This is a genomic window from Streptomyces sp. NPDC127092, from assembly GCF_042722475.1.
Classification (GTDB): domain Bacteria; phylum Actinomycetota; class Actinomycetes; order Streptomycetales; family Streptomycetaceae; genus Streptomyces.
This window is the reverse complement of record NZ_JBHXFE010000010.1, coordinates 156,630-174,733: the sequence shown is the minus strand read 5'-3', so window position 1 is coordinate 174,733 and position 18,104 is coordinate 156,630. Positions and strand designations below refer to the sequence as shown.

At 72.7% G+C, this 18,104-nt stretch carries 14 protein-coding genes; 11 read left to right on the top strand and 3 right to left on the bottom strand.

Going from position 1 to position 18,104, the window contains the following annotated elements:
- Nucleotides 1-64: 64 nt before the first annotated feature.
- The 4 genes from ACFWJO_RS11495 to adhE all read left to right on the top strand — a co-directional run bounded on the left by ACFWJO_RS11495 (nt 65) and on the right by adhE (nt 5,874).
- On the top strand, nt 65-850 hold the full coding sequence (locus ACFWJO_RS11495) for a DUF1684 domain-containing protein (RefSeq protein WP_386864494.1): 786 nt from the start codon (nt 65-67) through the stop codon (nt 848-850).
- A 262-nt stretch (nt 851-1,112) separates the two neighbouring features.
- Nucleotides 1,113-2,015, top strand: a complete 903-nt coding sequence (locus ACFWJO_RS11490; protein WP_386864492.1) for a S1 family peptidase — start codon at nt 1,113-1,115, stop codon at nt 2,013-2,015.
- A 174-nt stretch (nt 2,016-2,189) separates the two neighbouring features.
- Nucleotides 2,190-3,089: a S1 family peptidase gene (locus ACFWJO_RS11485; protein ID WP_386864491.1), complete on the top strand. Its 900-nt coding sequence runs from the start codon at nt 2,190-2,192 to the stop codon at nt 3,087-3,089.
- A gap of 190 nt (nt 3,090-3,279) precedes the next feature.
- Nucleotides 3,280-5,874, top strand: a complete 2,595-nt coding sequence (gene adhE / locus ACFWJO_RS11480) for a bifunctional acetaldehyde-CoA/alcohol dehydrogenase (RefSeq protein ID WP_386864489.1) — start codon at nt 3,280-3,282, stop codon at nt 5,872-5,874.
- A gap of 94 nt (nt 5,875-5,968) precedes the next feature.
- Here the strand turns inward: adhE and ACFWJO_RS11475 are convergent, their stop codons facing one another.
- Nucleotides 5,969-7,009, bottom strand: a complete 1,041-nt coding sequence (locus ACFWJO_RS11475) for a DUF3533 domain-containing protein (protein WP_386864487.1) — start codon at nt 7,007-7,009, stop codon at nt 5,969-5,971.
- A gap of 167 nt (nt 7,010-7,176) precedes the next feature.
- On the opposite strand from ACFWJO_RS11475, the gene ACFWJO_RS11470 reads away from it, so the two are divergent.
- From ACFWJO_RS11470 to ACFWJO_RS11460, 3 genes are all read left to right on the top strand, one after another.
- Nucleotides 7,177-10,665: a DNA polymerase III subunit alpha gene (locus tag ACFWJO_RS11470; RefSeq protein WP_386864486.1), complete on the top strand. Its 3,489-nt coding sequence runs from the start codon at nt 7,177-7,179 to the stop codon at nt 10,663-10,665.
- Nucleotides 10,662-11,621: a hypothetical protein gene (locus ACFWJO_RS11465; protein WP_386864484.1), complete on the top strand. Its 960-nt coding sequence runs from the start codon at nt 10,662-10,664 to the stop codon at nt 11,619-11,621. Before ACFWJO_RS11470 ends, ACFWJO_RS11465 begins: the two co-directional genes overlap by 4 nt.
- A gap of 144 nt (nt 11,622-11,765) precedes the next feature.
- On the top strand, nt 11,766-12,635 hold the full coding sequence (locus ACFWJO_RS11460) for an esterase/lipase family protein (RefSeq protein ID WP_386864483.1): 870 nt from the start codon (nt 11,766-11,768) through the stop codon (nt 12,633-12,635).
- Here ACFWJO_RS11460 and ACFWJO_RS11455 read toward each other — a convergent pair.
- Nucleotides 12,632-13,600: a lytic polysaccharide monooxygenase gene (locus ACFWJO_RS11455; protein WP_386864482.1), complete on the bottom strand. Its 969-nt coding sequence runs from the start codon at nt 13,598-13,600 to the stop codon at nt 12,632-12,634. The two genes, ACFWJO_RS11460 and ACFWJO_RS11455, sit on opposite strands and share 4 nt — an antisense overlap.
- A gap of 143 nt (nt 13,601-13,743) precedes the next feature.
- A complete protein-coding gene (locus ACFWJO_RS11450) occupies nt 13,744-14,418 on the bottom strand; it encodes a response regulator (RefSeq protein ID WP_386864481.1) in 675 nt (224 codons plus the stop codon).
- 129 nt (nt 14,419-14,547) lie between these two features.
- Between ACFWJO_RS11450 and ACFWJO_RS11445 the strand changes: the two genes are divergently transcribed.
- Genes ACFWJO_RS11445 through ACFWJO_RS11430 form a run of 4 tightly spaced genes read left to right on the top strand, consistent with a single transcriptional unit; the run spans nt 14,548 to nt 18,042 of the window.
- Nucleotides 14,548-15,531, top strand: coding sequence for a Bug family tripartite tricarboxylate transporter substrate binding protein (locus ACFWJO_RS11445; RefSeq protein ID WP_386864480.1), 984 nt, complete (start codon nt 14,548-14,550; stop codon nt 15,529-15,531).
- On the top strand, nt 15,528-16,070 hold the full coding sequence (locus ACFWJO_RS11440; protein WP_386864479.1) for a tripartite tricarboxylate transporter TctB family protein: 543 nt from the start codon (nt 15,528-15,530) through the stop codon (nt 16,068-16,070). The genes ACFWJO_RS11445 and ACFWJO_RS11440 overlap by 4 nt, the downstream gene beginning before the upstream one ends.
- 3 nt (nt 16,071-16,073) lie before the next feature.
- Nucleotides 16,074-17,573, top strand: a complete 1,500-nt coding sequence (locus ACFWJO_RS11435) for a tripartite tricarboxylate transporter permease (RefSeq protein WP_386864477.1) — start codon at nt 16,074-16,076, stop codon at nt 17,571-17,573.
- Nucleotides 17,574-17,577: 4 nt separating this feature from the next.
- Nucleotides 17,578-18,042, top strand: a complete 465-nt coding sequence (locus ACFWJO_RS11430; RefSeq protein WP_386864476.1) for a GNAT family N-acetyltransferase — start codon at nt 17,578-17,580, stop codon at nt 18,040-18,042.
- Nucleotides 18,043-18,104 lie beyond the last annotated feature (62 nt).

Below are 18,104 nucleotides of genomic sequence, written 5' to 3'. Positions count from 1 at the left end.
TCTGTGTGTCGGTCCGCCCGGTCTGCTCCGTGCCAGGAGCAGACCTGTGGAAAAGTGGCCCACCATGACGGATGCATCACAGGAGTGGCAGCACTGGCACGAGCAGCGGACCGCGGCGGTCGCCTCGTCGTACGGGCCGCTCTCGCTGACCGGTACCTACTGGCTGTCGGACTTCCCGGAAGGCCGGATTCCGGCCGTTCCGGGGGAGTGGCGGGCGGACGGCGACGAGGTGGTCCTCAGCGCGGGCGCGGAGGACGCCGTCACGGTGGACGGCAAGCCGCTGATCGGCACCGTACGGCTGACCGCCGACCACGGTCCGATCCACGAGTCCCGGGCCGAGTCGGCGGGGCGGCGCCTCGTCGTGCTGCGCCGCGAGGGGGAGTGGGCGGTACGGGACTTCGACCCGGAGTCGGAGGCGCGGCGCTCCTTCCAGGGCATCGAGGCCACGCCGTACGACGAGAAGTGGGTGCGGCCGGGAGTCTTCCGCCCGTACAGCGAGGACCGGCACGTCCGGGTGGAGAACGCGGACGGCAAGGAGCGCGGCCTCGGGCTCTCGGGCGAGCTGATCTTCGACCTGAACGGCGCCGAGCACAGCCTCCAGGTGGCGGTGGAGGACGACGGCACGCTGTGGGCGGTCTTCGCGGACGCCACCAGCGGCCGGGACAGCTACCGCTTCCGCTTCCTGCGGCCGGCCGCCCCGGCGGCGGACGGTTCGGTGACGGTGGACTTCAACCGGGCGCTGCTGCCGCCGTGCGCGTTCGCGGCGCACTTCATCTGCCCGTTCCCGCCGCCGGGCAACACGCTGGACACGGCGGTCGCGGCGGGGGAGCGGCGGGTGGCGGGCACCTGACGGCAGGCCCCGCGGGGCGGTCCGTCAGGGCCGTGACGGGCGGCCCGCAGGTAGGTCACCGGGCGGCCCGCAGGTAGGTCACCGGACGGTCCGCAGGTGGGTCACCGGACGGTCCGCAGGTAGGTCACGGGCGGCGCGGGCTCAGGGGAGCGCGCGCCGCCCACGCGCGTAGAGCGGGTGTGTGGGCGGTCTTGTGCGTTCCGGAACGGTGGGCCAGTATCGCTCGCGTGCATGTCAGGAACACGTCACCTGACGATGCCTCATGGGCCCGCCACCCGCGGGTTCCTCCGGTGTGACCCGAAGGAGACCAGTGAGGACCACGCGCATCCGACTGCTCGCCGTCGTCGCCGCCGCCACGGCGGCCACCGCCCTCGGCCTTCCCGGCGCCCAGGCCGCCCCCACCCCCGGACCCGCGAGCGCCCAGGCGCTCGCCCGCGCCGACGCCGCCGTTTTGAAGGCGGACGTTGGCGGCACCGCCTGGTACGTCGACAAGGCCGCCGGCCGGGTCGTCGTCACCGTCGACTCCACGGTCGGCGAGGCCGGGATCGCCAAGATCCGCCAGGCCGCCGGAGCCGACGCCTCGGCGCTGCGGGTCGAGAGAACCTCCGGGGTCTTCAAGCCCCTGCTCGGCCCCGGCGACGCCATCTACGGCGGCGGCTACCGCTGTTCGCTCGGCTTCAACGTGGTCAGCGGCAACACGCCGTACTTCCTGACCGCCGGCCACTGCGGCAACGTCGTGAAGACCTGGTACGCCAACTCGGCCCAGTCCACGCTGATCGGCCCCACGGTCGGTTCGAGCTTCCCGGGCAACGACTACGCCCTGGTCCGCTACGACAACACCTCGCTCAGCCGCACCGGCGGCTTCACCGCCGCCGACGCCTACGTGGGCGAGCCCGTCAAGCGCTCCGGCTCGACCACCGGCACCCGCAGCGGCACCGTCACCGGCCTGGACGCCACCGTCCACTACTCCGGCGGCGGCACCGTGCGCGGCATGATCCAGACCAACGTCTGCGCCGAGCCCGGCGACTCGGGCGGTGCCCTCTACGACGGCACCAAGGCGCTCGGCATCACCTCCGGCGGCAGCGGCAACTGCTCGACCGGCGGCACCACGTTCTACCAGCCGGTGCCCGAGGCGCTCGCCAAGTACCGGGTGAGCCTGCTCTAAGCAACCAACTTCCGCATCTGGCTGGTCAGTTGAAGGCCGCACGACCGAAAGCCGCCCTTGCGGCCCGAAGTCGTGCGGCCGGAGACTCCCCCACAGCGCCGGCCCCCCAAGGCCGCGCCTCACGGGTCCGACACCCCACTGCGGGCCCCCGATTCCCCTCTGGAGGAACGAGAAGTGAGGATCAAGCGCACCACCCCCACGAGAAACACCGGCACCGTCCGGATGGTCGCCGTCGCGACCGGTCTGGTCGCCGCCGCGGCGCTCGCCGTCCCCACCGCGAACGCCGACTCCGCGCAGACCTTCGGCGCCACCCAGCTCGCCGCCGCGAGTGACGCCGTCCTCGCCGCCGACGTGGCGGGCACCGCCTGGCACACCGACGCCGCCACCGGCAAGGTGGTCGTCACCGTCGACTCCACCGTCTCGCAGGCGGAGATCGCCAAGATCAAGCGCCAGGCCGGAGCCAACGCGGGCGCGCTCCGCATCGAGCGCACCCCGGGCAAGTTCAACAAGCTGATCTCCGGCGGCGACGCCATCTACGCGAGCAGCTGGCGCTGCTCCCTCGGCTTCAACGTCAAGGACAGCGCGGGGAACTACTACTTCCTGACCGCCGGTCACTGCACCGACGGCGCGGGCACCTGGTACTCCAACTCCTCCCGGACCACGGTGCTCGGCTCCACCGCCGGGTCGAGCTTCCCCAACAACGACTACGGCATCGTGCGCTACACCAACAGCACGGTGACCAAGTCCGGTTCGGTCGGCAGCGTCGACATCACCAGCGCCGCCAACGCCACCGTCGGCATGTCCGTCACCCGCCGCGGCTCCACCACCGGCATCCACAGCGGCTCGGTCACCGGCCTCAACGCCACGGTGAACTACGGCGGCGGCGACATCGTCTACGGCATGATCCGGACCAACGTCTGCGCCGAGCCCGGCGACTCCGGCGGCCCGCTCTACTCCGGCAGCCGCGCCATCGGCCTCACCTCCGGCGGCAGCGGCAACTGCTCCACCGGCGGCACCACGTTCTTCCAGCCGGTCACGGAGGCGCTGAGCGCGTACGGCGTCAGCGTCTACTAGACCGCTCGGGCGACGCGGCGGATGCCCCCGGCGGACGCGCCGGGGGCATTCCCTTCCAAGATCTTGTGAAAGCCTTCACAAAGGGACTTCCGGCCCCTCCCGCAGGGTCTTTCTCCGGATCTCTCCGCAGGTCATCGGGTGTCGAATGGAGACGTAGGGAAAGCGCCGGACCCACGAAGGAGGGCCTGTCATGGAGGCCAAGGAGAGGGTGGACGGACTCGTCGGGAGCGCGCTCGCCGCACTCGCGGAGTTCGAGGACCTCGACCAGGAGCGGGTCGACCACATCGTGCAGAAGGCCTCGCTCGCCGCCCTCGCCGCCCACGGGGAGCTGGCCCGGCTCGCCGTCGAGGAGACCGGCCGCGGCCTCTTCGAGGACAAGGCCGTCAAGAACCTGTTCGCCTGCGAACACGTCACCCACTCGATGGCCGGCCTGAAGACCGCCGGAGTGATCCGCCGCGACGAGATCACCGGCATCACCGAGATCGCCGAACCCGTCGGCGTCGTCTGCGCGATGACCCCGGTCACCAACCCCACCTCGACCACCGTCTTCAAGGCGCTGATCGCCCTGAAGACCCGCAACCCGATCGTCTTCGCCTTCCACCCCTCCGCGCAGCGGTGCTCCGCCGAGGCCGCCCGGACCGTCCGCGACGCCGCCGTCGCCGCCGGCGCGCCCGCCCACTGCGTGCAGTGGATCGAGGAGCCCTCGATGGAGGCCACCCGACTCCTCATGAACCACGAGGGCGTCTCCACCATCCTCGCCACCGGCGGCAACGCGATGGTCCGCGCCGCCTACTCGTGCGGCAAGCCCGCCCTCGGCGTCGGCGCCGGCAACGTCCCCGCGTACGTCACCAGGACCGCCAGGGTGCAGCGCGCGATCCACGACATCGTGCTCTCCAAGGCCTTCGACAACGGCATGATCTGCGCCTCCGAGCAGGCCGTGATCCTCGACGAGGAGGTGTACGAGGAGGGCATCGCCGAGTTCGAGCGGCTCGGCGCGCACGTCGTCACCGCCGCCGAGAAGGCCAAGCTGGAGGAGTACCTCTTCGGCGTCACCGCCCACGGCGGCGACTGCGCCGGCGCCAGGCTCAACTCCGCCGTCGTCGGGAGGTCCGCGGCGTGGATCGCCGAGCAGGCCGGTTTCGAGGTTCCCGAGGGCACCTCGGTCCTGCTCGCGGAGTGCGCCGAGGTCGGCGAGAGCGAGCCGCTCACCCGGGAGAAGCTCTCCCCGGTCCTGGCAGTCCTCAAGGCCGGATCCACCGAGCAGGGCCTCGAACTCGCCGCCCGGACGGTCGAGTTCCACGGCCTCGGGCACAGCGCCGCCATCCACACCGAGGACGAGGCCCTGGCCGAGGAGTTCGGCAGGCGGGTCAAGGCCGTCCGGGTCATCGTCAACGCGCCCTCCACCTTCGGCGGCATCGGCGACGTCTACAACGCCTTCCTGCCCTCCCTCACCCTCGGCTGCGGCTCGTACGGACACAACTCCGTGTCCGACAACGTCTCCGCCGTGAACCTGCTCAACATCAAGCGGATCGGACGGCGCAACACCAACATGCAGTGGTACAAGATCCCGCCGAAGATCTACTTCGAGCGGAACGCCATCCGCTACCTCGGCGAGATGGAGGGCCTGGAGCGGGTCACGATCGTCACCGACCGGACCATGGGCGAGCTCGGCTTCGTGCGGAAGGTCACCGACATCCTGAACGGCCGCCCCGGGCCGGTCACCATCCAGGTCATCGACGGAGTCGAGCCCAACCCCGAACTCGCCACCGTCCGGGCCGGCGCCGCCGCCATGCGGGACTTCCGGCCGGACACGATCATCGCCCTCGGCGGCGGCTCGCCGATGGACGCGGCGAAGATCATGTGGCTGATGTACGAGCGGCCCGAGGTCGAGTTCGCGGACACCAAGGAGAAGTTCTTCGACATCCGCAAGCGCGCCTACCGCTTCCCGGCGCTCGGCGGGAAGGCGAAGCTGGTCGCGATCCCCACCACCTCCGGCACCGGCAGCGAGGTCACCCCCTTCGCCGTCATCTCCGACCCGGAGGCCGCCCGGAAGTACCCGCTCGCCGACTACGCGCTCACCCCCGACGTGGCCATCGTCGACCCGGTGCTTCCGCTGCACCTGCCGCCGACCGTCACCGCCGACTCCGGCTTCGACGCGCTGACCCACGCCACCGAGGCGTACGTCTCCGCCTACGCCAGCGACTTCACCGACGGGCAGTGCATCCAGGCGATCCGGCTGGTCTTCGAGAACCTGGAGGCCTGCGTGAAGGAGGGGGCCGGGGCGCCCGGGGCCCGCGAGAAGATGCACAACGCGTCCACCATCGCCGGCATGGCCTTCGCCAACGCCTTCCTCGGCCTGGTCCACGCGATGGCCCACACCCTCGGCAACACCTTCCACGTGGCCCATGGCCGCACCAACGCCCTGCTCCTGCCGCACGTGATCCGGCACAACGGCACGGTCACGCACAAGGCCGTGCCGTGGCCGAAGGCCGAGGTGTACCGGGCGCCGGAGCGCTACCAGGAGATCGCGCGGATGCTCGGCCTGCCGGCCACGACGCCCGAGGAGGGCGTGGAGTCCTACGCCCGGGCGGTGGAGGAGCTGCGCGAGCGCTGCGGCATACCGGCCTCCTTCCGGGAGGCGGGCGTCGACGAGGAGGCCTTCCTGGCGGCCCTGCCGCAGCAGGCGATGAACGCCTACGCCGACCAGTGCGCGCCCGCCAACCCGCGGATGCCGATGATCGACGAGATGAAGGAGCTGATGACCCGGGCCTACTACGGCGCGTAGCCCGCGGCGGCGCGTCGCCCGGGACGCGCGAAGGGCCCCGGCGGAGTGTGCGGTCCGCCGGGGCCCTTCGGTCCGCCCCGTGTGCCCGTACGGCTCAGGCCCTGACCTCGCCCAGCTCCTCCGCGACCGGCTCGGGCTCCGGCTGCTTCGGCCTCAGCGAGGCCATCACCAGCGTGACGGCGGAGCCGACGACCGCCCAGGCCGACAGGACCAGCATCGAGGCGGTCATGTCGTTGCCCTTGAAGTACGCGATCGAGCGTGCGGCCCAGGTGCCGGCGCCCGGGGGCAGGGCCGGGCCGATCGCCTTCCAGAACGGCGGCAGCATCGGCAGCGGGAAGGCGCCGCCCGCGCTCGGGTTGCCGGCGACCACGATGAGCAAGATCGCCAGGCCGATGCCGACGATCCCGAAGACGGACTGCAGGGCGAGGGTGGCCGCGCCGACCGCGAACACCACCAGGGTGCCGAGGCCCCACAGGGCGGCGATGCTGCCGGGCAGGGCGCCGAGGACCGGGCCGATGACGACCGCGCCGCCGAGGCCGCTGAGGACCGAGTAGAGCGCGAGCGTCCCGAGCCGGATGACCGCCCGCTCCCGGTTGGCGGGCCGGGAGCCGGCGCTGATCGCCAGGATCGCGGCGCAGATGTAGCCGCCGACGCACCAGCCGACGACCAGGTAGAAGGCGGAGAGGCCGTCGAAGTCCTCGGGGGAGGCGGGGGCGACGTCGACGGTCCGGATGGTGCGCTGGTTGGCCGCCTCCACCTGGGTGAACATCTTCTCGAGCGTGGAGGAGAGCACGGTGCCGCCGCCGGAGGCGACGAGCAGGGTGTCGGTGCGGCCCCTCGGGTCGACGATCAGTGCCCCGTCGATGTCCCGGTTCATGATCTGGTCCCGTGCCGCGTCCGCGTCCGCGACCGTGCGCGGATCGAGCGGATCACCGGGCAGCTTCTCCAGCCGGTCCATGAGGACGGTGGAGACCTGCTGCGGGGCGACGACGCCGAAGGGCACGTCCGTCGGTTTCGGACTGTGCAGGGCCCCGACGTACGAGGTGATGAACAGCATCTGGAGCGCGAAGACGCCGATGACCAGCAGGGCTGCTCGGGGAGTGACGGCGCTCTTCAGTTCGTCGACGAGACTCATGCCCCCACGCTCCGGGGCGGACGGCGTTTCCGCAGGTGGGAAGGGGCCGAATGGCTGACGGGGTCGTGCCGCTCCCGGTTATCGTACGAGCGTTCGAAAATGAGCTATGGTGAGAGCGAGGGGGTGGGAACGTATGTACGATTTTGCTGTGGGAGGTGAGGCGGCGCATGCCGGGGTTCACGCATCTGCACACCGCGTCGGGCTTCTCCCTGCGCCACGGCGCCTCGCATCCCGCCCGGCTGGCCGAGCGCGCCGCCGAGCGCGGCATGGACGCCCTCGCCCTGACCGACCGCGACACGGTCGCGGGCGTGGTCCGCTTCGCCAAGGCCTGCGAGAAGGCGGGCGTCCGTCCGCTCTTCGGCGTGGACCTCGCCTGTGAGCCGTTCCTGACCGCCGTCCCTCCGCACGGCGCGGGCGCCGACGGCACCCGCACCGGCGGGGCCACCTCCGCGCGGCGCGCGCCCGTGCGCGGCGGCGCCTTCGTGGACGAGTCCGCACCCCGTGCCGTCTTCCTCGCCCGGTCCCGGGCCGGCTGGGCCGAGCTCTGCGCGCTCGTCACCGCCGCCCACGCCCACGCGGGCGAGGGGCCGCCCGTGCTGCCCTGGGCGGCCAACCGGGGCGAGGACCTCTTCGTGCTGCTCGGCACCGGCTCCGACGTCGGGCGGGCCCTCGCCGCGGGACGCCCCGACCGGGCCGCGCGGCTGCTCGCGCCCTGGCGGGAGCGGTACGGCGACGCCCTGTGCCTGGAGGTCGTGCACCACGGGCGCTCCGGCACCGGCCCCGGCTCGCTGCGGCTCGCCGCCCGCACCGTCGGCTTCGCCGCCGAGCAGGGCGTCCGGCCCGTGCTCGGCAACGAGGTGCGGTACGCCGACCCCGGCCAGGGCCCGGTCGCCGACGTGCTCGACTCGGCCCGCCGGCTCGTCCCGGTCGACCCGCGCGCCGGGCTCGACAGCGGTGAGGCCTGGCTCAAGGGCCCCGGCGACATGCTGGCCACGGCCGAGCGGGTGGTGGAGGCCGCGGGCTTCCGCCGGGACGCCGCCCACCGCCTCCTGGAGCGGACCGAGTCCGTCGCCGCGGCCTGTCTCGTCGACCCCAAGGACGACCTCGGCATGGGCTCCGCGCACTTCCCCGAGCCGTACCTGGTCGGCGCCGCCCACCGCACCGCCCAGCGCGTGCTGGCCTCCCGGGCCGCCGCCGGCATGGTCCTCAAGGGCTACGACCGGCGCCCCGACCGGCGCGCCTACTGGGACCGGATGCACCGGGAGCTGGACATCATCGCCCACCACGGCTTCGCCAGCTACTTCCTGACGGTGGCCCAGGTCGTGGACGACGTACGGCAGATGGGCATCCGGGTCGCCGCCCGCGGCTCCGGCGCCGGCTCCCTCGTCAACCACCTCCTCGGCATCGCCCACGCCGACCCGGTCGAGCACGGCCTGCTGATGGAGCGCTTCCTGTCCAAGCGCCGCACCGCCCTGCCCGACATCGACATCGACGTGGAGTCCGCCCGCCGCATCGAGGTCTACCGGGCGATCCTCGGCCGCTTCGGCGCCGAGCGGGTCGTCACCGTCGCCATGCCCGAGACCTACCGGGTCCGCCACGCGGTGCGCGACGTGGGCGCCGCCCTGTCCATGGACCCGGCCGAGACCGACCGGATCGCCAAGGCCTTCCCGCACATCCGCGCCCGGGACGCCCGCGCCGCCCTCGACGAACTGCCCGAACTGCGCGGGCTGAAGGCGGAGACGGAAGGGCGCGAGCGCTTCTGGGAGCTGGTCGAGGCGCTGGACGCGCTGCCCCGCGGCGTCGCCATGCACCCCTGCGGCGTGCTCCTCTCGGACGCCTCGCTGCTCACCCGTACCCCCGTCGTGCCGACCAGCGGCGAGGGGCTGCCGATGTCGCAGTTCGACAAGGACGACGTGGAGGACCTCGGTCTGCTCAAGCTCGACGTCCTCGGCGTACGGATGCAGTCGGCGATGGCGCACGCGGCCGCCGAGGTCGAGCGGGTCACCGGCACCCGGCCGGACGTCGACGCGGTCCCGCCCGGCGACCCCGAGACGTACCGGCTGATCCGCTCCACCGAGACCCTGGGCTGCTTCCAGATCGAGTCGCCGGGCCAGCGCGACCTGGTGGGCCGGCTCCAGCCGGAGAACTTCCACGACCTCGTCGTCGACATCTCGCTCTTCCGCCCGGGTCCGGTCGCCGCCGACATGGTCCGCCCGTTCATCGCGGCCCGGCACGGCCGCGCGCCGGTCCGCTACCCGCACCCCGACCTGGAGGGCGCGCTGAAGGAGACGTACGGCGTCGTCGTCTTCCACGAGCAGATCATCGAGATCGTGAGCATCATGACCGGCTGCGGCCGCGACGAGGCCGACCAGGTCCGCCGCGGCCTCTCCCACCCCGAGTCGCAGGGCAGGATCAGGAACTGGTTCGCCGAGCGGGCGCGGCGGAAGGGCTACGAGGACGAGGTCGTCGCCCGTACCTGGGAGATCGTCGAGGCCTTCGGCTCGTACGGCTTCTGCAAGGCGCACGCGGTGGCCTTCGCCGTGCCGACCTACCAGTCGGCCTGGCTCAAGGCGCACCACCCGGCCGCCTTCTACGCCGGGCTGCTCACCCACGACCCCGGCATGTACCCGAAGCGGCTGCTGCTCGCGGACGCCCGGCGGCGCGGGGTGCCCGTGCTGCCGCTCGACGTGAACCGGTCGGCGGCCGCCCATCGCATCGAACTGGTGTCCGATGGCGGCTCGGAGAAGTGGGGCCTCCGGCTCGGTCTCGCCGACGTCCACGGCATCAGCGAGGCCGAGAGCGCCCGCATCGAGGCCGGACAGCCCTACGCCTCCCTGCTCGACTTCTGGGAGCGGGCCCGCCCGCGCAAGCCCGTCGCCGAACGGCTCGCCCAGGTCGGCGCGCTGGACGCGTTCGGCGCCAACCGCCGCGACCTGCTGCTGCACCTCACCGAACTCCACCGCACCCAGCGGGGCGCCGCCTCCTACGGCGGACAGCTCCCGCTCGCGCAGGGCCGCAAGACCGCCCCCGTCGGCCTGCCCGACCTCGACGAGAGCGAACGGCTCAGCGCCGAACTCGGCATCCTCGGCATGGACGCCTCCCGCCACCTCATGGGCGACCACCAGGCCTTCCTGCGCGAACTCGGCGTGATCTCCGCCCGCCGGCTGCGCTCGGCCGCGCACGGCCAGGTCGTCCTGGTCGCCGGCGCCAAGGCGGCCACCCAGACCCCGCCGATCCGCTCCGGCAAGCGGGTCATCTTCACCACCCTCGACGACGGCACCGGCCTGGTCGACCTCGCCTTCTTCGACGACTCCCACGAGCGCTGCGCCCACACCGTCTTCCACTCCTGGCTGCTGCTCGTCCGCGGGGTGGTGCAGCGGCGCGGCCCGCGCAGCCTCAGCGTGGTCGGCGCCGCCGCCTGGAACCTCGCCGAGCTCGCCGAACTGCGGGCGAGCGGCGGCCTGGAGGCGGTGGGCGAACGGCTCTCCGAGCAGCCCGGGCAGACCCCCGCCGAGGAGGCCGGCGACACCGGCCGGCGGATCACCCTGCCCACCGGCTACACGATGAACCCCTGGGCCGACCTCCAGCCGGCCGGGGAAGGCGCCGCGACACCGTCGCGGAAGCTGTGGCACAGCAGTCCGGGGAGCGCGGGATGATCCTTTGCGTACGGTTCCGACTGGAGCCCCTGTGGGAGGTGATGCTCCCTCAGCTGCTCGATCTGCTCGGCGAGTTCACCCCGGTCGTCGAGGCGGCCCCGCCCGCCGAGGCGCTCGCCGACGTGCGCGGCGCACTGCGCTACTTCGGCTGGAGCCCGGCCGAACTCGCCTCGGTGATCCGGGTCAGGGCGCTCGCCCTGTACGGGATCGACTGCGTCATCGGCGCCGGCCCCAACCCGATGCTCGCCCGGATGGCGGCCCGCGAGGCCCGGCCCGGCGCCACCGTGGTCGTCGAGGACCCGGAGGCCTTCCTGCGGGACCGGCCGGTCGCCGCCCTCGACGGAGTGGGCCGCGCCACCGCCCGTACCCTCTGCGGCTACGGCCTCGACTCCGTCGGCCGGGTCGCGGACGCGCCGCTCGCCGTGCTCCAGCGCCTGGTCGGCGCCAAGGCCGGCCGCGAGCTGTGGGAACGGGCCCGCGGCATCGACCGCACCCCCGTCGTCCCCGGTGAGGTCTCCCGGTCCGTCGCGGCCGAACGCTCCTTCCCGCACGACGAGCTGAACCCCGCGGAGCACCGCAGGGCGCTGCTCTCGCTCACCGGCGAACTGGGCGCCCGGATGCGGACGGAGGGCCAGGTGTGCCGCTCCCTGACCGTGACCGTGCGCTACGCGGACCGCACCACGTCGAGCCGCACCCGCACCCTGCGCGAACCCACCGCCCACTCCACGGACCTCACCGCGCTCGCGTACGCGATCCACGCCTCCTTCGGCCTCCAGCGCGCCCGGGTCCGGGGCATCGCGCTGCGCGCCGAGGGCCTGGCCCCCGCCGAGGGAGCCGCCCACCAGCTCACCTTCGACCCGGCCGACGACAAGGCCCGCCGCATCGAGGAGGTGGCGGACCGGGCCCGGGCGAAGTACGGCCCGCGGGCGATCGTGCCGGGCTCACTGGCCGCGTGAGCGACACGGCACTTTTTACCGACGCGTAACTTCCCACCGAAGCTACCCGTACGTAGCTTGGCTGAAGCGCATCCCCACTTGTGGTCCGGACCGCAGGGCGTAGAGCACTCCCTCATTCCCCTTGAGCCGCAAGGAGATCGCCCGATGCTGCCCAGGAAGCCCTGGAAGCAGGCCGTCAGAGCGCTGTCCGTACTGCTCCTGACCGCCGCCGCCACCCTCGCACCGACCGCCGCCGCCCAGGCCGGCACCGCCCCCAGCCGTGGCTGGAACGACTTCACCTGCAAGCCGTCCGCCGCCCACCCCCGCCCGGTCGTCCTCGTCCACGGCACCTTCGGCAACTCCGTCGACAACTGGCTGGGCCTCGCGCCCTACCTCGTCAACCGGGACTACTGCGTCTTCTCGCTCGACTACGGCCAGCTGCCGGGCGTGCCGTTCTTCAACGGCCTCGGCCCGATCGACAAGTCGGCCGGTCAGCTCGCCGCCTACGTCGACCGGGTCCTCGCCTCGACCGGGGCCGCGGAGGTCGACCTCGTCGGGCACTCGCAGGGCGGCATGATGCCGCGCCACTACCTCAAGTTCCTCGGCGGCGCCGCCAAGGTCAACGCGCTCGTCGGCATCGCCCCCGACAACCACGGCACCACCCTCAACGGGCTCACCAGGCTCCTGCCGTACTTCCCGGGCGCCGAGGACCTGATCGGCACCCACACCCCCGCGCTCGCCGACCAGATCGCCGGCTCGGCGTTCCTCACCAGGCTGAACGAGGGCGGCGACACCGTGCCCGGCGTCCGGTACACGGTGATCGCCACCAAGTACGACGAGGTCGTCACCCCGTACCAGTCGGGCTGGCTGTCCGGGCCCGACGTCACCAACGTGCTGCTCCAGGACCGCTGCGCGCTCGACCTGTCCGAGCACGTGGCGATCGCGACGGTGGACCGGGTCGTCTTCCACGAGGTGAACAACGCCCTCGACCCGGCCCACGCGACCCCGACCACCTGCCTGTCGGTCGTCGGCTAGCGGGACGACCTGCGGCGGGCGGTCGCGAAGAGCACGATCGCACCCAGACCGAGGACGGCGGCGCCGCCCGTCGCGAGGTACGCGGTGGCGGAGTCGCCACCGGTCTCGGCGAGCTCCTCGCCGGAGCCGTGGGCGGCGGGCGCGGGAGCCGCGGAGCCCGGGGCGGCGTCGCTGCCGGGCGTCGCGGTGCCGCCCGGGGCGGTGCTGCTCGGGGCGGTGGTGCCCGGGGCGGTGGTGCTCGGTGCGGTGTGCCCGCCGTGGCCGCCGTGCCCGGCCCGCGTCGGCTCCTCGGAGGGGGCGCTCGGCGCCGGCACCGGGGCGCCGCCGCCGCTGTCCTTCCCGAACACCACGTCGGAGCAGGTGTAGAAGGCCTCGGGGGAGTCGGAGCGCTGCCAGATCGAGTAGATCAGGTGGCGGCCCGACTTCTCCGGCACGGTGCCGGTGAACACGTAGTCACCGTTCCGCATCCCCGGGTCGGTCACCGTGGCGAACGGCTTCGCCTCCAGGTCCGACCACTTCAGCGGCTTCGACGGGTCGTAGCCGTCCTTCGTCACGTACAGCTCGAAGGACCCCTTGTGCGGCGCGGTGCCCTTGTACCGGAAGGTGTGCCCACCGGAGTTCATCGGGCTCGCCGGCCAGTCGGCGCGGGCGAGGTCGAGGCCCCGGTACTTCTCGTTCCCGGCGCTGCACAGCTCGCCGTCCGGGATCAGCTCCCGGTGCTTCCCGGCCGCGTTCGCGATGTTCACCCCGTTCCAGTCGTAGAACGCCTGCGTCCCGCTCGCCGCCACGGCCGCCTTGCACGCCGCCGAGTCCGGGCTCTCCGGCCCCTCCGCGTAGCAGCCCGCGACCCGGCTCACCGGGTCGGTCATCGACCCGTGCGCGAACGCGCCGGGCGCGGCGGCGAGTCCGGACAGGACCAGCGCGGCGACGGTGGCGGAGACGGCGGTGGTACGGCGTGAGGTCATGGGGGGACAACTCCTTCACGAGGGTGAGGTGGGGGGGGTTGCCCAGCAAACTAGCCCTGGCGGAGGGCGCGACGGCCCGCCTTAGGACGGCGTTAAGGCGGAGGTAAGAGCCGCCTGAGGAACACGTCCGCCCGGGGGGAGCTTCAGCCCAGCCGCCGGTAGCGGCGCTCCGGGCGGCCCGTACCGCCGTAGCGCAGGGTGATCTCGGCGCGGCCGGTCTCCGCGAAGTACTCCAGATAGCGGCGGGCGCTCACCCGGGACAGCGAGCCCGCCTCCGCGCACTCGGTGGCCGACAGGCCCTCCGGGTGGGCCCGCAGGATGGTGTCGACCAGGTCGGCGGTGGGCGCGGCCAGGCCCTTGGGGAGCTCGCGGGAGGCCCGCGGGCGCGCGCCGAAGATCTGGTCCACGTCCTCCTGGCGGGCCCCCGCCCGCTCCAGCTCGTCCAGACGGCCCTGCAGCGAGGCCACGTGCCGCAGCTGCTCCTGCAGCGCCGCCTGGTTGAAGGGCTTGATCAGGTAGTGCAGGGCACCGGCGCGCAGCGCCGAGCGGATCGTGTCCACGTCCCGCGCCGCCGTGATGAACAGCGCGTCCGCCGAGAGGCCCGCCGCCCGCAGCTCGCGCAGCACCGCGATCCCGTCCATGTCGGGCAGGAAGATGTCGAGCAGCAGCAGGTCCGGCCGCAGCCGGTCCGCGGCGCGCAGCGCCTCGGCGCCGGTGTGCGCGACGCCCACGACCTCGAAGCCCGGCACCGCCGCGACGTAGCGGCAGTGCAGCTTGGCCACCATGAAGTCGTCGTCGACCACCAGCACCTTCGTCACGCCGCCAAGGTAGGTCGCGACCACAAGGACCACAACGTCCGTTGGTTGCGGAAGAGAGACAGCTTCTTAACGTGCGGGCAACATGTGGGACACCTCACACCTTTCCCGTACCCACGAGAGGCGGCTCACGTGCGCCTGCGCACCCCCTTCGCCCTGCTCGGGGCGGCGCTCCTGGTGCTCGTCGGACCGCCGCTGCTCAGCCCCGGCAGCGGCACCGACACCGGCACGCAGATACCCGGCCTGCGCTTCATGGTCCCCAACACACCCGGCGGCGGCTACGACATCACCGCCCGCACCGCGGCCAAGAACGCCGAGGAAGCCGGGCTCACCTCCGACATCGAGGTCTTCAACCTGCCCGGCGCCGGCGGCACCGTCGGCCTCACCCGGCTCGTCGGCGAGCGCGGCAACGGCAGGCTCGCCATGTCCATGGGCCTCGGCGTCGTCGGTGCCGTCCACACCAACAAGACCCCGCGGACCCTCGCCGACACCACCCCGATCGCCCGGCTCACCATGGAGCAGGACATCGTCGTGGTGGGCAAGGACTCCCCGTACAAGACCATCCAGGACCTGCTCGCCGCCTGGAAGAAGGACCCCGCCAAGCTGCCCGTCGGCGGCGGCTCCTCGCCCGGCGGCCCCGACCACCTGGCGCCCATGCTGATGGCGCAGGCCGCGGGCATCGCCCCGAAGAGCGTCAACTACGTGCCCTTCGACGGCGGCGGCGAACTCCTCGCCTCCATCCTCGGCAACAAGGTCGCCTTCGGCGTCTCCGGCGTCGGCGAGTACCTCGACCAGATCAAGGCCGGCGAGCTGCGGCTGCTCGCCGTCACCGGCGCCGAGCGGGTCCCCGGCCTCGACGCGCCGACCCTGCGCGAGGCCGGACTCGACACCGAGTTCATCAACTGGCGCGGCATCGTCGCCCCGCCCGGCCTCACCGACGCCGAACGCGACAAGCTCGTCGGCCTCGCCACCGAACTGCACGCCTCCGCGGAGTGGCGCGAGTCCCTGAAGACCCACGGCTGGAACGACGCCTTCCTGCCCGGAGAGGAGTTCGGCGCCTTCCTCGCCGAACAGGACAAGCGCGTCGGCTCCGTCCTGAAGGAGCTGGGACTGTGACCACCACGCCCGAACCCGACACGACGGCCACCGGCAGGAAGACCTGGCTGCGCGAGCACTCCGAGCTCGGCGTCGGCCTCATCCTCCTCGTCCTCGGCGTCCTGGTCCTCACCGACGCCCTCACGGCGTTCTCGGGGACTGTCGACATCTCCCAGCGCGGCCCCGTCGGCCCCCGCACCGTCCCCCTCGTCGTCGGCACCGGCCTGCTCGTCGTCGCCGTCCTCCTCGCCGTCGACGTGCTGCGCGGCGGCCGCGGCGAGGCCGAGGGCGGCGAGGACATCGACCTGAGCGAGCCGAGCGACTGGCGCACCGTCCTGCTGCTCGCCGGCGTCTTCCTCGGCTTCGCCGTCCTCATCGGCCCCGTCGGCTTCCCCGTCGCCGGCGCCCTGCTCTTCTGGGGCGCGGCCTACGCCCTCGGCAGCCGCCACCTCCACCGCGACCCGCTGATCGCCGCCGTGCTCTCCCTGCTCACCTACCTCCTCTTCGACAACCTCCTCGGAGTCCCGCTGCCCGGCGGCCCGCTGATGGGAGTGCTCTGACCCATGGACTCTCTGAACTCCCTGCTCGACGGGTTCGGCACCGCGCTGACCCCGGTGAACCTCCTCTGGGCCGCCGTCGGCGTCCTCCTCGGCACCGCCATCGGCGTACTGCCCGGCATCGGCCCCGCCATGGCCGTCGCCCTGCTGCTCCCCGTCACGTACGGACTCGAACCGACCGGCGCGTTCATCATGTTCGCCGGCATCTACTACGGCGCCATGTTCGGCGGCTCCACCACCTCGATCCTGCTCAACACCCCCGGCGAGAGCGCGGCCGTGGTCGCCGCCATCGAGGGCAACCCCATGGCCAAGGCGGGCCGCGGCGCCCAGGCGCTCGCCGCCGCAGCCATCGGCCACTTCACCGGCGGTCTCGCCGGCACGATCCTGCTCGTCGCGCTCGCCCCGACCGTCGCCGCGCTCGCCGTCGACATCGGCGCCCCCGACTACTTCGCCATCATGGTCCTCGCCTTCATCGCGGTGACCTCGGTCCTCGGCTCCTCCCGCATCCGCGGCCTCGCCTCGCTCCTCATCGGCCTCACCCTCGGCCTGGTCGGCCTCGACCAGATGACCGGCCAGCAGCGCCTCACCTTCGGCTCGCTCCAACTGGCCGACGGCATCGACGTCGTCATCGTCGCGGTCGGCCTCTTCGCCATCGGCGAGGCCCTGTGGGTCGCCGCCCACCTGCGCCGCACCACCGGAGAAGCCATCCCGGTGGGCCGCCCCTGGCTCGGCAGGTCCGACGTCAAGCGCACCTGGAAGGCCTGGCTGCGCGGGCCGCTCATCGGCTTCCCGTTCGGCGCGATCCCGGCCGGCGGCGCCGAGATCCCCACCTTCCTGTCGTACGTCACCGAGAAGCGCCTCTCGAAGCACCGGGACGAGTTCGGCAAGGGCGCCATCGAGGGCGTCGCGGGCCCCGAGTCGGCCGCCTCCGCCTCCGCCGCCGGCACCCTCGTCTCCATGCTCACCCTCGGCCTGCCCACGACCGCCGTCGCCGCCGTGATGCTCGCCGCCTTCCAGCAGTACGGCATCCAGCCCGGCCCGCTGCTCTTCGAGCGCGAACCCGACCTGGTCTGGGGCCTGATCGCGTCCCTCTTCGTCGGCATGGTGCTGTTGCTCGCGCTCAACCTGCCGCTCGCGCCGGTGTGGGCCAAGCTGCTCCGCATCCCCCGCCCCTACCTCTACGCCGGCATCCTCTTCTTCGCGGCCGTCGGCGCCTACGCGGTCGGCGGCGAGGCCCTCGACCTGGTGATCCTGCTGGTCATCGGCCTCATCGGCTTCGGCATGCGGCGCTACGGACTGCCCGTGCTGCCCGCCGTCATCGGCGTCATCCTCGGCCCGGCCGCCGAACAGCAGCTCCGCCGCGCCCTGCAGATCAGCGACGGCTCCCTGACCGGCCTGGTGAACACCCCGTTCTCGGTGACCGTGTACGCGGTCGTGCTGATCCTGCTGGCCTGGCCGCTGCTCCGGAAACTGATCGACCGCCGCGCGGGCACCGCCGTAACGTGACCGCATGACGACCCCTCCGCTCCGCCCCGCCACCGCGGCCGACGTGCCCGCCGTGAAGGCCGTCATCGACGCGGCCTTCCACCACTACATCGAGCGCATCGGCCTCGTGCCCGCGCCGATGGAGGAGGACCACGCGGCCAACGTCGAGGCGGGCAGGGTCTTCGTCGCCGGCGACCCGGTGACCGGTCTCGTGGTGGTGATCCCCGAGGCCGGCCACCTCTACCTCGACACCGTCGCCGTCCACCCCGACGCCCAGGGCACCGGCCTCGGCCGCGCCCTGATGGCCTGGGTCGAGCAGCGGGCACGCGAACTCGGCGTGCCGGAGGTGCGGCTGCTCACCAACGCGATGATGTGGGAGAACCAGAAGATGTACGAGCGGTACGGCTACGAGGTCACCGAGCGCCGCCGGACCGGCCCGTACGACCGTATTCATTACCGCAAAGTGCTCAACTCGCCCCCGATGGGGTGAGTTTCGGACAAGCGGCGGCTTGATCCGGTATCCCTGGCGGGCAGCACCCCCCACCCCGAAGG

Bases quoted from the DNA above. Each gene is read 5' to 3' on its own strand.
- ACFWJO_RS11465 (WP_386864484.1), top strand. From the start codon at position 10,662: ATGATCCTTTGCGTACGGTTCCGACTGGAGCCCCTGTGGGAGGTGATG.
- adhE (WP_386864489.1), top strand. From the start codon at position 3,280: ATGGAGGCCAAGGAGAGGGTGGACGGACTCGTCGGGAGCGCGCTCGCC.
- ACFWJO_RS11490 (WP_386864492.1), top strand. From the start codon at position 1,113: ATGGGCCCGCCACCCGCGGGTTCCTCCGGTGTGACCCGAAGGAGACCA.
- ACFWJO_RS11435 (WP_386864477.1), top strand. From the start codon at position 16,074: ATGGACTCTCTGAACTCCCTGCTCGACGGGTTCGGCACCGCGCTGACC.
- ACFWJO_RS11475 (WP_386864487.1), bottom strand. From the start codon at position 7,009: ATGAGTCTCGTCGACGAACTGAAGAGCGCCGTCACTCCCCGAGCAGCC.
- ACFWJO_RS11455 (WP_386864482.1), bottom strand. From the start codon at position 13,600: ATGACCTCACGCCGTACCACCGCCGTCTCCGCCACCGTCGCCGCGCTG.
- ACFWJO_RS11460 (WP_386864483.1), top strand. From the start codon at position 11,766: ATGCTGCCCAGGAAGCCCTGGAAGCAGGCCGTCAGAGCGCTGTCCGTA.
- ACFWJO_RS11470 (WP_386864486.1), top strand. From the start codon at position 7,177: ATGCCGGGGTTCACGCATCTGCACACCGCGTCGGGCTTCTCCCTGCGC.
- ACFWJO_RS11430 (WP_386864476.1), top strand. From the start codon at position 17,578: ATGACGACCCCTCCGCTCCGCCCCGCCACCGCGGCCGACGTGCCCGCC.
- ACFWJO_RS11495 (WP_386864494.1), top strand. From the start codon at position 65: ATGACGGATGCATCACAGGAGTGGCAGCACTGGCACGAGCAGCGGACC.